Source organism: Phyllobacterium endophyticum (genome assembly GCF_003010935.1).
GTDB classification, from domain to species: domain Bacteria; phylum Pseudomonadota; class Alphaproteobacteria; order Rhizobiales; family Rhizobiaceae; genus Phyllobacterium; species Phyllobacterium endophyticum.
This window is the reverse complement of the sequence record NZ_PGGN01000004.1, coordinates 46,141-58,391: the sequence shown is the minus strand read 5'-3', so window position 1 is coordinate 58,391 and position 12,251 is coordinate 46,141. Positions and strand designations below refer to the sequence as shown.

The following is a 12,251-nucleotide window of genomic DNA, read 5'->3' as shown; positions in this document are numbered from 1 at the left end:
GAGTTAAAAGATGCGGCGTTCTCCGGAGAACTTGCCCGACGGAACTCTCCAACCGCTCTCATGTTACACATATCGAATCCTATGGAGGCTCATCAGATGGCATTGAGACTGAATACCATAATCGCCAGTACACGGCCGGGCCGCGGTGGCCCTGCGGTTGCAAACTGGTTTTACGAATTCGCCAGGAAGGATGGGCGGTTCGAACCGGTACTTGTCGACCTTGCCGAAGTGAACCTTCCGATCCTCGACGAGCCGAACCATCCGAAAATGAAGAAGTATGAACATGCACACACGAAAAAGTGGAGCGATATCGTCGATTCCGCCGACGCTTATGTTTTCGTCACGCCCGAGTATGATTACAACGCGCCGCCATCCTTGACCAACGCCCTGATTTATCTGTTCAATGAATGGAGCTACAAGCCGGCGGCCTTTGTCAGCTATGGCGGTATATCGGGTGGTCTGCGCTCGGTCGAATCCATCAAGGGGTTGATTGCAGGGTTGCACATGGTTCCGATTCCCGAAGGTGTGCCGGTCCCCAATTACAGGCAGTTCATCAATGACGAGGGTGTGTTCGAGGCGAACGATCCGATGACAGCCGGTGCAGCGACAATGCTGAGCGAATTGCTCAAATGGGCGACAGCGCTGAAGCCTCTCCGCGCTTCCTGAGGCCTCGACCCGCTTGACAATCATGTTTCCAGCGGGTCACATGAACACATTCACCAGGGGGGTCCCGACAAGGGGCTGAGATACTGCTGGCTTTTGCAGCGCAGTGACCCGTTGAACCTGATCCAGTTCATACTGGCGTAGGGACGGTGCAAAAGTCTTCGCGTGGAGTGTTCAGGCACTCGGTCTATCATCCGACTCGCGAACTCCTTTCATCCTTCCGGCACAGAACTGGGTTTCCACGCACTTGCTGCGCCACGCATCCACTGATTGGACGCATCATGGCCAGCAACACTTTTAATGGCTCATGATCCTTATCCAAAAAGGAAGCGCTTTTTGGGGTCATGAGCGGGCAAAGGAACCTGATGATGACCGTATCCAATCCGACAACTTCCAAGGCACCAGCCGTTTCGACGGGGCCTTTGCCTGCCTCGACAAAGATATACAAGGCCGGGCAGATACATCCCAATATCCGTGTGCCGATGCGCGAGATCGCCGTCCATCCAACGGCCGGTGAGCCCAACGTGGCAGTCTATGATTCCTCGGGTCCCTACAGCGATCCGACAGCAGGGATCGATATCGCCAAGGGAATTGCGCGCATTCGCGAAAGCTGGCTTGTGGGGCAAGGCGACCTCCATGCCTATGATGGCCGTTGCGTGATCCCTGCGGACAATGGCTTTGCCACGGGCGAACGGCTCACCCCGGAATTTCCTGTCCGCAACCGGCCGCTGAAGGCGGCCGGCGGCAAAGCGGTAACCCAGCTTGCCTATGCGCGGGCCGGGATCATCACGCCCGAAATGGAATATGTCGCGATTCGCGAAAATCTCGGTCGCGAGGCCGCAAGGAGCGGCGTCCTGCGCGATGGCGAATCGTTCGGGGCATCGATCCCCGATCATGTGACTCCGGAGTTCGTACGCGACGAAATTGCCCGGGGGCGGGCGATCATTCCTGCCAATGTCAATCATCCCGAGCTCGAACCGATGATCATCGGCCGCAATTTCCTGGTCAAGATCAACGCCAATATCGGAAATTCTGCAGTGACGTCCTCCATGGAAGAGGAGGTGGAAAAGATGGTCTGGGCGATACGCTGGGGCGCCGACACGGTGATGGACCTTTCCACCGGGCGCAACATCCACAACATTCGCGAATGGATCATCCGCAACTCGCCAGTGCCGATCGGCACTGTTCCGCTCTATCAGGCGCTGGAAAAAGTCGACGGCATTGCCGAGAACCTGACGTGGGAAACATACCGCGACACGTTGATCGAGCAGGCCGAACAGGGTGTGGATTATTTCACCATTCATGCGGGCGTGCGGCTCCACTATATTCCGCTGACCGTGAACCGCGTGACCGGAATTGTGTCGCGGGGCGGATCGATCATGGCGAAGTGGTGCCTGCATCACCATCGCGAAAGCTTCCTCTACGAACATTTCGGGGAGATCTGCGATATTTGCCGCGCCTATGATGTGAGTTTTTCCCTGGGCGATGGTCTACGCCCGGGGTCGATCGCCGATGCCAACGATGCAGCGCAGTTTGCCGAGCTCGAGACGCTTGGAGAACTTACGCAGATTGCGTGGGCCAAGGATTGCCAGGTGATGATCGAGGGTCCGGGCCACGTGCCGATGCACAAGATCAAGGAAAACATGGATAAGCAACTCGCCGTTTGCGGCGAGGCGCCGTTTTATACGCTTGGACCGCTCACAACCGATATTGCTCCCGGCTACGATCACATCACGTCGGGGATCGGTGCCGCGATGATCGGCTGGTTCGGCACGGCGATGCTTTGCTACGTCACGCCGAAAGAGCACCTCGGCCTGCCAAACCGCGACGATGTGAAAATTGGCGTGATTACCTACAAGATCGCCGCCCATGCCGCCGACCTCGCCAAAGGACATCCCGCGGCGCAACTTCGCGATGATGCCCTATCGCGGGCGCGTTTCGAATTTCGCTGGGAGGACCAGTTCAACCTGTCGCTCGATCCGGAGACTGCACGTCTCTATCATGATGAGACCTTGCCGAAAGAGGCACACAAGGTGGCGCATTTCTGCTCGATGTGCGGCCCGAAATTCTGCTCCATGCGCATCTCCCACGATATCCGGGCCGAGGCGCAAAAAGAAGGCATGGCCGCCATGGCGGAGAAGTTTCGCGAGGGCGGCAGTCTATACATGCCGCTGAACGAAAGTGCCTGACGGTTTGAGCGTACTCGTGCAGGGCGCCGGTGTTGCAGGGCTTGCGGTCGCGCACGAACTCGCATCACGCGGCGCCCGCGTTACGGTACTCAACCCGGCGAAGGGCAACCAGGCTGCATCCTGGTTTGCAGGAGGCATGCTGGCACCTTATTGCGAGCGGGAAAGCGCTGAGCAGGCTGTCGTCGCGCTTGGCCAGCGAGCCGCCGGATGGTGGGAGGCAGTGCTGCCAGGCTCTGTTATTCGCAATGGCACGCTGGTCCTCGCGCCAGCACGTGACGTCAAGGAGCTCGAAAGGTTCGGATCGCGGACGTCGGGATTCGAGTGGACTGATGGAGACTCAATCGCCGTGCTGGAACCGGACCTGGCGGGACGTTTTCGCAAAGGCCTCTTTTTCAGGGAGGAAGCGCATCTCGATCCCCGTCGCGCGCTGATCGATCTCGCAACTTCACTTGCAAGTGCCGGTGTCGCATTCGAGAATGACCCGGCCGCAACGGCCGGATTCGACTGGACTGTCCAGTGCACTGGTTATTCCCCTGACAATGCGGATATGCGGGGGGTGCGCGGCGAGATGCTGATCTTGCGAACGCGGGACATCTCTTTGTCCCGTCCCGTTCGGCTCGTACATCCGCGCATTCCTGTCTATGTCGTACCGCGAACCGACCATACATTCATGGTGGGCGCGACGATGATAGAGAGCGATTGGCAAGGGCCGATTACTGCCCGCTCCATGATGGAATTGCTGAATGCCGCCTATAGCCTGCATCCGGCATTCGGCGAGGCCGAGATACTGGAGACGGGAGTAGGCATTCGCCCGGCGTATAACGACAATCTGCCGCGCGTCATCCGCATGGGAAACATCATCAGCATCAACGGGCTCTATAGGCATGGCTTTCTGCTGGCGCCCGCGATGGCAGCGCAGGCGGCGGACCTGATCTTGAAGGAAAGGAGTGCAAGACATTGAAATTGATCGTCAACGGAGAGCCGCATGATGTGTCGGCGCGATTACTCGATGGACTACTTGCCGAACTCGAGTTTGACGGCGAATGGCTGGCCACGGCGGTGAATGGTGAACTCGTGCGTCCGAGGGAACGTCCGACTTGCCACCTGAGCGAGGGCGACCGGGTCGAGATTCTTACACCGAGGCAAGGAGGCTGAGCATGCTGAAGCTCTATGACACCGAGTTGATGTCGCGCCTGTTGCTCGGCACGGCGCAATATCCTTCGCCCGCCACCCTGATGGATGCAATAAAGGCATCCGGCACGAAGATCGTCACTGTTTCGCTGCGGCGGGAAATGGCAGGGGGCAAATCCGGCGACGGGTTCTGGTCCTTGATCCGATCACTCGGGACGCACGTGCTGCCGAACACGGCGGGATGTCATAGTGTGAAAGAAGCCGTGCTCACGGCGCAAATGGCTCGGGATGTTTTTGGGACCGACTGGATCAAGCTCGAGATTATCGGCAATCATGATACATTGCAGCCGGATGTATTCGCGCTGGTGGAGGCCGCCCGGGTACTATCGGAGGATGGCTTCAACGTCTTTCCCTATACAACGGACGATCTGATCGTTGCCGAACGCCTGCTCGACGCCGGGTGCAAGGTCCTGATGCCCTGGTGCGCCCCGATCGGCTCTGCTCTCGGACCGCTCAACTTGCACGCACTACGTTCCTTACGCGCCCATTTTCCGGACGTGACGATGATCGTTGACGCAGGTCTCGGCCGTCCATCGCATGCTGTAACGGTCATGGAGCTTGGGTTCGATGCCATTCTGCTGAACACGGCCGTGGCGAAGGCTGGCGATCCCGTGGCAATGGCGAGAGCTTTTGCGACGGCCGTTGATGCGGGGTACACGGCTTTTCACGCAGGGATGCTCGAGCCACGCGACGTCGCAGTGCCTTCGACCCCGGTTATCGGCCGGGCGGTGTTCACCTGACGGCTCTGTTTCAGCCGATCAGTTCGGCGAGTTTTGTGGTCTGACCGTAGACGAGGCAATCGGCGATGGTCGTCTTGTCCAGCACGGCGCGGGTGACATCGGCAACCTCGTTGAAGACGTGCCGAATTTCGCATGTCGCTTCATCCTGGCAATCCTCGCAGCGACGATAGGCGATCTTGCTGAGGCATGGCAGGGGGGCGATGGGACCATCAATGAGGCGCAGCACCTCGCCAAACGTGATCGTTTCGGCGGGCTTGAGCAGTAGATAGCCACCCATTTTACCGCGACGGCTCATGACGAGACCCTGGCGCTTCAGGTCCAGCAATATCTGCTCGAGGAACTTCTTCGGAATGTTCTGTTCTTCTGCGATGTCCGAGATGAAGAGGGCTTTCCCGGCATCTGCCCTGGCAAGAACGACCAGTGCCCGCAGAGCATATTTAGCCTTTTGCGATATCATTTTTCTTTGCCTGACTACCAGTGTGGTGCAGTCATAGTCCCTCGCGGCGCATTTTCTAGTGTGAAAATGCTAAAATTTTGTTTTTTTGCTGATGGAGAAGTGTCTTCAAAACAATGTGTAAGGCGCTGAAAAATAATGCTTCATTAACCTATTGCACCGCGGCGCAGCGGTTCTGATACACGATTAGTTTGGTAGTGATTATTGACAAATGATTTCAAGCGGTCATCATCAGGTATCAGCTGGCTCATAAGGCACTGCAACCGAGCTGTTAGATGGAGGTGGCAATGTACAGTGAAGTATCAGGCATTTTCAGCCGGGCAGAACGGTTGTGGCGCGAGGTTTTTGCCGCAGAGACTCTTGATGGTGATGCCGCGGATTGCGGGCAGCGCGACGGCGAACGAGCCTCAACCGGAAAGACGCGCAGGCGGACAGAGGATGATTTTCTCTGGTGCTGGCAGCATCGCGGGTTCTGGTGACGAGATGACGGTCCCTGACCAAAAGGTGCGTGACCTGGTCGTTGGCAAACTCGCGTGCTGAATACCGCTCAGTCCGCAGCATTCGATTCCGTTTACGCCGGGCAAGTTGGAAAAAATATCCTTCCGTAATGGCCGGTTTACCGTCACTCTCGCAAAAAACGTCTAGCACCTTGATGCAGGCGTGGCAGCGGGAGAATCCAATGAAAAGACTTTTTGTATACGCAGCCCTGGCTCTGGGTGTGAGTTTGACACCGGTCAAGGCCGCCGACGAACCAACCGAAATCCTGAACGTTTCCTACGATATTTCCCGCGAGCTATACGAGCAGATCGACACGGCATTCGCAGCCGACTACAAAAAGCAATCCGGCAAGGATATCACCGTCAATCAATCGCATGCCGGATCTTCTAAACAGGCGCGGTCGATCCTTGAAGGTCTTCAGGCCGATGTCGTCACCTTCAATCAGGTGACAGACGTTCAGGTATTGCACGACAAGGGTAACCTCATCCCTGCGGACTGGCAGACGCGCCTTCCGAACAATTCTTCTCCCTATTATTCATTGCCAGCTTTCCTCGTCCGGGCGGGAAATCCAAAGAACATCAAGAGCTGGGACGATCTCGTTCGTGATGATGTCAAGGTGATCTTCCCCAATCCGAAGACTTCGGGCAATGCGCGCTACACCTATCTGGCCGCCTATGCCTTTGCATTGGAAAAGTTCAACAAGGACGATGCAAAAGCCCAGGAATTCGTGAAGAAGCTGCTTGCAAATGTTCCGGTGTTCGATACCGGCGGGCGCGGGTCCACGACGACTTTCGCCGAGCGCGGCATAGGGGACGTGCTCATCACATTCGAGGCCGAGGTTCTCGGCACGCGCAAGCAGCTCGGCGAAGACAAATACGAGGCGGTCGTACCGCCAGTCAGCCTTCTGGCGGAATTTCCGGTGACAGTGGTCGACAAGGTCGTGGACCAGCGCGGCTCGCGCACAATCGCCGAGAGCTATCTGAAGTTCCTTTACTCAGGGGAAGGGCAGGACATTCTTGCGCGCAACTACAACCGCGTGAACGATGAAAGTGTGAAGGCAAAATATGCTGCACAATTTCCAGAAACCCGTCTCTTGACTGTTGACGACGTTTTCGGTGGCTGGACCAAAGTGACGAAGGACCAGTTTTCAGAAGGTGGAATCCTGGACAAGGTATTTACGAAACGCTGATTTTTTTGACAATAGTGGCGCGGTGTGTGAACGCGCCACTTTCTCTCAACCAACGCTTGCGTTCGTTCCGACATAAGCTAGAACTTCCTCATGTTTTTTAGTTCCAGTCAGCGTGGTATATTGCCCGGATTTGGTCTCACGCTCGGTGTGACCCTGCTTTACTTCGTCATTATTGTCGCCCTGCCGCTTCTGGCCATGCTCTATAAGTCGTACAATCTAGGCTGGATTGATTTCTGGACGATCGTTTCATCGGAACGAGCTCTGGCGACTTACCGCATTACGATCGGCGCCGCGGCGCTCGCGACTGTGTTCAACGCCATTTTCGGAGTTTTACTGGCTTGGGTCCTCGTTCGATACGAGTTTCCGGGTCGCCGTCTTCTCGATGCGGCGGTCGATTTGCCGTTTGCCCTTCCAACGGCGGTTGCCGGACTTGCACTGGTGACGGTCTTTTCGTCCAATGGCTGGTTTGGCCAATATCTGGAACCGCTGGGTATCAAGGTCGCCTATGCGCCACTCGGCATCGCTCTCGCGATGATGTTTACCAGTATCCCCTTCGTTATCCGAACCGTGCAGCCTGTGCTGGAAGATGTTGCCACCGACGTCGAGGAGGCGGCGCGTTCACTGGGCGCGACTAATTGGCAGATATTTGCAAGGATTATCTGGCCCGCCATCCTTCCGGCATTCATTGCGGGATGCAGCCTTTCCTTTGCGCGCAGCCTTGGTGAGTTTGGCGCAATCGTCTTCATCTCCGGTAATCTGCCGTTCGAGACCGAAGTCATGTCGCTTCTCGTTTTTATCCGCCTGGATGAATACGATTATCCGGCGGCCGCGGCGCTGGCCACGGTGATGCTCGTAACCGCTTTCGCGATGCTGTTCATCACCAACTCAATTCAAGCCTGGCAGTTACGCTATGCAGACCGCAACTAATCTCGCTGTTCCCGCGACAGCTGGCCGATCAACGAGACGGCACGGCATCGCGCCCTTGCGCCGGTCGCAGTGGTTGCTGGTCATGACTGCCATCATCCTGTCGGTTCTGATCATAGGCGTTCCGATGGCGGTGATCTTCACCTACGCTTTCCGGGAAGGTGTCGCCGTCTATTTCTCGCAGATCGCCCAACCCGCCACACTGCATGCAGTGTGGCTGACCGTGCTTACGGCACTGGTCGTGGTGCCGATCAACATGGTCTTCGGCATCTGCGTGGCATGGCTGGTGACGCGCTTTCGCTTTCCCGGGAGGCAGCTTCTGGTCACGTTCATCGAGATTCCATTCTCAGTTTCTCCCATCGTCGCGGGTGTGACGTATCTTTTTCTCTACGGCAGCCAGGGTCTTCTCGGGCCGCTGCTGGAGAGCTACGACATCAAGATCATGTTCACTGTGCCGGCGATCTTTCTGGTAAGTCTGTTTGTGACCAGCCCGTTCGTGGCGCGTGAGCTCATTCCGTTGATGCAAGCCCAGGGTAGCGAAGACGAGGAGGCAGCGATCACGCTCGGCGCAACGGGCTTGCAGACGTTCTTTTACGTCACCTTGCCGAATATCCGCTGGGCACTGCTTTATGGCGCGGTTCTGTGCAACGCGCGCGTCATGGGAGAGTTCGGCGCCGTGTCTGTTGTCTCCGGCGCCATCCGGGGTCAGACCAACACATTGCCTCTGCAGATTGAACTCCTGTTCAACGACTACAACGTGACCGGAGCATTTGCTGCTTCATCGACATTGGCATTGATCGCCGTGGTGACGCTCATTTTGAAGTATCTGCTTGAACGCAAGCAGATGAGCTAGGCCGCTCGCCGGGTGCGAAGATCAATCCGGGGCCGACGCAGGGAACCGGCGAGGATATGGGCCTCCGGCCAAGAGCCAAAACCGCTTTCGACATTGATATGTCCGGCGTTTTTCACGTCGACGAAACCAGATCCCCAAACTTCCGACAGTGCCCGTGCCTTGTTAAAGGACATATAGGGATCGTCGCGGCTGGCAACAACGATAGAGGGGAAGCCGAGCTTTTGGCGTGGCAATGGGGCAAAGCTGCGAAACTTTGGATCCTGGACAGCCATGCGTTCAGCGTCGGCGGGCGCGACCAAAAGCGCCCCGGCGACATGCGCCGCTGACGGACGGCTTGCGAGGTGGGTGACGAGAACGCATCCAAGACTATGCGCCACGAGAACGGCGCCGGGTGTTTCGGCAAGCGCCGCCTCGAGAACGTGAAGCCATTGGGTCAGGACCGGATTTTCCCAATCGTCCTGCTGAACCAGACGGGCTGTCTCATCCTCGAGCAGCCACTGACGTTGCCAATGGCCCTTATCCGATCCGCGATAGCCCGGAATGATCAATGTCGTCATGCGCCACCACTCCTTGTAGTAGATGCGTTGTTGAGGCGAAGTGACTGTATGAATAGGGCGGCGAAGCCAGTTCTTGAAGAAATGGCGCACTAAAGTCCAACGGATATGGAAATATTCCTTGCGTGAGATCCCGCCAAGTTGAAATTGGCTTCAGGTCTCGCCATCCTTCTTGTACCAGCGCAACAGCAGTTGCGAGCGCTCGAAGTACAAAACCACAAGGAGCGAGAGGGCAAATGGAATCAGCAGGTAGAAAAGCCGGAAGATGATCAGCGCCGCGAGCACGTCGGCCTGGTTCATGTCGGGCAATCCCGTCAGAAAAACCAGCTCAAGCACACCAAGGCCACCTGGCGCATGCGAGATCAGGGCTGCAGAAAATGAAACGAGAAATATCCCGAGAATGACCAGGTAGCCCGGATTTCCTGCGGCCGGAAGGGTGAAATAGATGATTGCGGCTGCACCGATGAGTTCCAGCGGACCAACGATCAATTGCTGCGCCACGACCGGAAGCCGTGGATATTCCAGCGTGAAGCGGCGGATGCGGAGCGGCTTGAAGTGCAGCCAGCTGCCGAACACGTAAAGCAACACAATCGCCAGAGCACCAAGACCCAGCACGTAACTCAGGGAAATCGGCAGTTCCGCGTTGAATCGCTGCAGGAGCTGCGGCTCGATGAGGAGAACGACTGCACTCAGTGCCATTACACCCAAAATGAAGGTGAACGAGCAAAAAGCAATCAGCAGGGCAATTTCCGGGCCGCTCATCCCTTGCGAGGAGTAGGCGCGGTATCGAACAACTGCGCCTGAAAGGACCGACGCGCCTATATTATGCGAAAGCGCATAGGTGGTAAACGAGCAAAGCGCGATGAACAACCACGATATCTTGCGGCGAAGATGCAGCAAGGCGATGCGATCATAACCGGCCAGGGCCGCATAGGCTACGAGGGATGCAAGGGCGGCCAGAAACCAGCGATGCGGCGGAATGGCATAAAGGCTATGGAGCACGTCATCCAGCGAAATACTCCGCAACTCCTTGTAAAGGAGCCAAACGGAAATTCCGACGGCCGCCAGCCCGACGACCGGCCATACATAGTCCTTCAACTTCATGCTATTTCCTGCTCACCCATTCCTGTTACTGAACCGTTTATTATTGTTTTTCGGTCAATGGCTGCTCCAGCTCAGGTTTATCCAGATCGAGAATATGTGCCACGATACCGCGAGCGATTTCCCGTTCGCCCATGATGACCGCGTCCGCACCCAAATCCTGAAGATGCTGTACCTCCGCATCCGAATGGGCCCTGGCCAGGATGCTGATGAGCGGGTTTGCCGCGCGCGCCTTGACTACGATCTGTCCCGCTTCGAACGCATTCGGAATGGCGATAATGAGTTGACGCGCCTGTGCCAGATTGGCTGCGGCAAGAATATCGCCACTCGCTGCGTTGCCGACGATCGTCTCGATGTTGTCATCGAGCAGTTTTGCCACGGTCTTATCAGCGTCCTCGATGACAAGGAATGGCTTGCCCACTTCCTTCAGCGCATCACCCACCAGGCTGCCGACGCGGCCATAGCCTACAAGTACGGCGTGATCGGTCAATGTCGTTGGGCGAATCTCTTCCACGTCAGGTTCAAGCTCTGCGGCGGTTTTTTCGGCCGCAGGTTCCTCAGGGGGGCGTTTTTCGAGTCTTGGCCGCAGATAGGTGACGCCGGCAAATACCAGGGGGTTTAGAAGGATCGAAAGAATGGCGCCCCCGAGAATGAGGTCGCGGCCTTCTTCGGGCAACATTCCCAATCCGACTCCGAGTTCGGCGAGGATGAAAGAAAACTCGCCGATCTGCGCCAGGCTCGCTGAAATGATGAGGGCAGTCCCCGTGGGATAACCGAAGGCACGCACGATCGCAAAGGCAGCGAGAGACTTGCCGATAACGATGATGGCAAGGGTCGCAAGCAATGGCAGCGGATCGTTGACGATCGTCATGGGATCGAACAGCATGCCGACCGAGACAAAGAAGAGCACGGCGAAAGCGTCGCGCAACGGCAGGGATTCTTCGGCGGCGCGGTGGCTGAGTTCTGATTCGCTCATGATCATGCCCGCGAAAAACGCTCCGAGCGCGAGCGAAACCCCGAACAGCTTCGACGCACCGAAAGCGGCACCGAGAGCGATTGCCAGTACGGCAAGCCGGAAGAGCTCGCGTGAACCCGTGTGCGCGATTGCATGCAGGGTCCACGGTATGACGCGGCGCCCGACAATCAGCATGAGTGCGACAAAGGCAGCAACCTTGCCGAAGGTGAGGGCAATGACGCCGCCAATGCCGAGGTCGAAATAGGCCACGAGCGGATCGCTGGCCGCATGTATCGCGCCGCCATTGGCGCTGCTTCCATTGAGGGCTCCGGCAATGGCGGGCAGCAGGACGAGCGCCAGAACCATTGCAAGGTCTTCTACTATCAGCCAGCCGACGGCGATGCGCCCGCGTTCGGTCTCAATCAGACGGCGCTCCTGCATGGCACGAAGCAGGACCACGGTGCTGGCAACGGACAGGGCAAGGCCGAAGACGAAGCCGGCCTGCATGTTCCAGCCCAGAATCCAGGCGAGTGCAGCACCCAACAGGGTTGCGGCGACAATCTGGACGATCGCTCCGGGGATGGCGATGGCGCGAACAGAAAGGAGATCCTTGAGGGAGAAATGCAATCCCACGCCAAACATGAGCAGAATGACGCCTATTTCGGCGAGTTCCGAGGCAAGTTCCTGATCCGCGACAAATCCTGGAGTATGCGAGCCGGCGAGCACCCCGGCGACAAGATAGCCGACGAGGGGAGGAATACGCAGACGATTGGCAATCGCACCGAAGATGAAGGCCAGCACCAGGCCTATGACGATTGTCGCAATCAGCGGCGTTTCATGAGGCATATGTCGGCGTCTCCTCCTTGAGGTACGTTGCTATTCTTGCCACGGCGGCCTGTGATGGCGTTGTTCTGTGATCGAGTGCTCACGTGTCGAATTC

Annotated in this window: 13 protein-coding genes and 1 riboswitch; of the genes, 9 read left to right on the top strand and 4 right to left on the bottom strand. The window is 57.2% G+C overall.

Going from position 1 to position 12,251, the window contains the following annotated elements; translation table 11 throughout:
• Positions 1-96: 96 nt before the first annotated feature.
• From CU100_RS18515 to CU100_RS18495, 5 genes are all read left to right on the top strand, one after another.
• Positions 97-666, top strand: coding sequence for an NADPH-dependent FMN reductase (locus tag CU100_RS18515; protein WP_106718097.1), 570 nt, complete (start codon positions 97-99; stop codon positions 664-666).
• Between the two features lie 45 nt (positions 667-711).
• A riboswitch (TPP riboswitch) is annotated at positions 712-828 on the top strand.
• Between the two features lie 179 nt (positions 829-1,007).
• Positions 1,008-2,852, top strand: coding sequence for a phosphomethylpyrimidine synthase ThiC (gene thiC, locus CU100_RS18510; RefSeq protein WP_407070353.1), 1,845 nt, complete (start codon positions 1,008-1,010; stop codon positions 2,850-2,852).
• Positions 2,853-2,856: 4 nt separating this feature from the next.
• On the top strand, positions 2,857-3,813 hold the full coding sequence (gene thiO / locus CU100_RS18505) for a glycine oxidase ThiO (protein WP_106718627.1): 957 nt from the start codon (positions 2,857-2,859) through the stop codon (positions 3,811-3,813).
• A complete protein-coding gene (gene thiS, locus CU100_RS18500; protein ID WP_106718096.1) occupies positions 3,810-4,007 on the top strand; it encodes a sulfur carrier protein ThiS in 198 nt (65 codons plus the stop codon). Before thiO ends, thiS begins: the two co-directional genes overlap by 4 nt.
• 2 nt (positions 4,008-4,009) lie before the next feature.
• Complete coding sequence (locus CU100_RS18495; RefSeq protein WP_106718095.1) at positions 4,010-4,783, top strand: thiazole synthase; 774 nt, start codon at positions 4,010-4,012, stop codon at positions 4,781-4,783.
• A gap of 10 nt (positions 4,784-4,793) precedes the next feature.
• On the opposite strand, the gene CU100_RS18490 is transcribed toward CU100_RS18495, so the two are convergent.
• A complete protein-coding gene (locus tag CU100_RS18490; protein ID WP_106718094.1) occupies positions 4,794-5,240 on the bottom strand; it encodes an RrF2 family transcriptional regulator in 447 nt (148 codons plus the stop codon).
• A gap of 284 nt (positions 5,241-5,524) precedes the next feature.
• Here CU100_RS18490 and CU100_RS18485 point away from each other — a divergent pair, with 284 nt between their 5' ends.
• The 4 genes from CU100_RS18485 (at position 5,525) to cysW (ending at position 8,701) form a co-directional block, all read left to right on the top strand.
• On the top strand, positions 5,525-5,716 hold the full coding sequence (locus tag CU100_RS18485) for a hypothetical protein (RefSeq protein WP_106718093.1): 192 nt from the start codon (positions 5,525-5,527) through the stop codon (positions 5,714-5,716).
• Positions 5,717-5,916: 200 nt separating this feature from the next.
• A complete protein-coding gene (locus tag CU100_RS18480; protein ID WP_106718092.1) occupies positions 5,917-6,924 on the top strand; it encodes a sulfate ABC transporter substrate-binding protein in 1,008 nt (335 codons plus the stop codon).
• 90 nt (positions 6,925-7,014) lie between these two features.
• Complete coding sequence (gene cysT / locus CU100_RS18475) at positions 7,015-7,851, top strand: sulfate ABC transporter permease subunit CysT (protein WP_106718091.1); 837 nt, start codon at positions 7,015-7,017, stop codon at positions 7,849-7,851.
• Entirely contained in the window at positions 7,835-8,701 is an 867-nt protein-coding gene (gene cysW, locus CU100_RS18470) for a sulfate ABC transporter permease subunit CysW (protein WP_106718090.1), read from the top strand. Before cysT ends, cysW begins: the two co-directional genes overlap by 17 nt.
• Here cysW and CU100_RS18465 read toward each other — a convergent pair.
• The 3 genes from CU100_RS18465 to ybaL form a co-directional block, all read right to left on the bottom strand.
• Positions 8,698-9,258: an RBBP9/YdeN family alpha/beta hydrolase gene (locus CU100_RS18465; RefSeq protein ID WP_106718089.1), complete on the bottom strand. Its 561-nt coding sequence runs from the start codon at positions 9,256-9,258 to the stop codon at positions 8,698-8,700. The two genes, cysW and CU100_RS18465, sit on opposite strands and share 4 nt — an antisense overlap.
• 150 nt (positions 9,259-9,408) lie before the next feature.
• Positions 9,409-10,359, bottom strand: a complete 951-nt coding sequence (locus tag CU100_RS18460; RefSeq protein WP_106718088.1) for a lysylphosphatidylglycerol synthase domain-containing protein — start codon at positions 10,357-10,359, stop codon at positions 9,409-9,411.
• 40 nt (positions 10,360-10,399) lie between these two features.
• Entirely contained in the window at positions 10,400-12,157 is a 1,758-nt protein-coding gene (gene ybaL / locus CU100_RS18455; protein ID WP_106718087.1) for a YbaL family putative K(+) efflux transporter, read from the bottom strand.
• Between the last annotated feature and the right edge of the window lie 94 nt (positions 12,158-12,251).

What these genes read in the sequence shown, in the direction of transcription:
- CU100_RS18515 (WP_106718097.1), top strand. Translation starts at nt 97, where the DNA reads ATGGCATTGAGACTGAATACCATAATCGCCAGTACACGGCCGGGCCGC.
- thiC (WP_407070353.1), top strand. Translation starts at nt 1,008, where the DNA reads ATGAGCGGGCAAAGGAACCTGATGATGACCGTATCCAATCCGACAACT.
- CU100_RS18495 (WP_106718095.1), top strand. Translation starts at nt 4,010, where the DNA reads ATGCTGAAGCTCTATGACACCGAGTTGATGTCGCGCCTGTTGCTCGGC.
- CU100_RS18490 (WP_106718094.1), bottom strand. Translation starts at nt 5,240, where the DNA reads ATGATATCGCAAAAGGCTAAATATGCTCTGCGGGCACTGGTCGTTCTT.
- CU100_RS18485 (WP_106718093.1), top strand. Translation starts at nt 5,525, where the DNA reads ATGTACAGTGAAGTATCAGGCATTTTCAGCCGGGCAGAACGGTTGTGG.
- CU100_RS18480 (WP_106718092.1), top strand. Translation starts at nt 5,917, where the DNA reads ATGAAAAGACTTTTTGTATACGCAGCCCTGGCTCTGGGTGTGAGTTTG.
- cysT (WP_106718091.1), top strand. Translation starts at nt 7,015, where the DNA reads ATGTTTTTTAGTTCCAGTCAGCGTGGTATATTGCCCGGATTTGGTCTC.
- cysW (WP_106718090.1), top strand. Translation starts at nt 7,835, where the DNA reads ATGCAGACCGCAACTAATCTCGCTGTTCCCGCGACAGCTGGCCGATCA.
- CU100_RS18465 (WP_106718089.1), bottom strand. Translation starts at nt 9,258, where the DNA reads ATGACGACATTGATCATTCCGGGCTATCGCGGATCGGATAAGGGCCAT.
- CU100_RS18460 (WP_106718088.1), bottom strand. Translation starts at nt 10,359, where the DNA reads ATGAAGTTGAAGGACTATGTATGGCCGGTCGTCGGGCTGGCGGCCGTC.
- ybaL (WP_106718087.1), bottom strand. Translation starts at nt 12,157, where the DNA reads ATGCCTCATGAAACGCCGCTGATTGCGACAATCGTCATAGGCCTGGTG.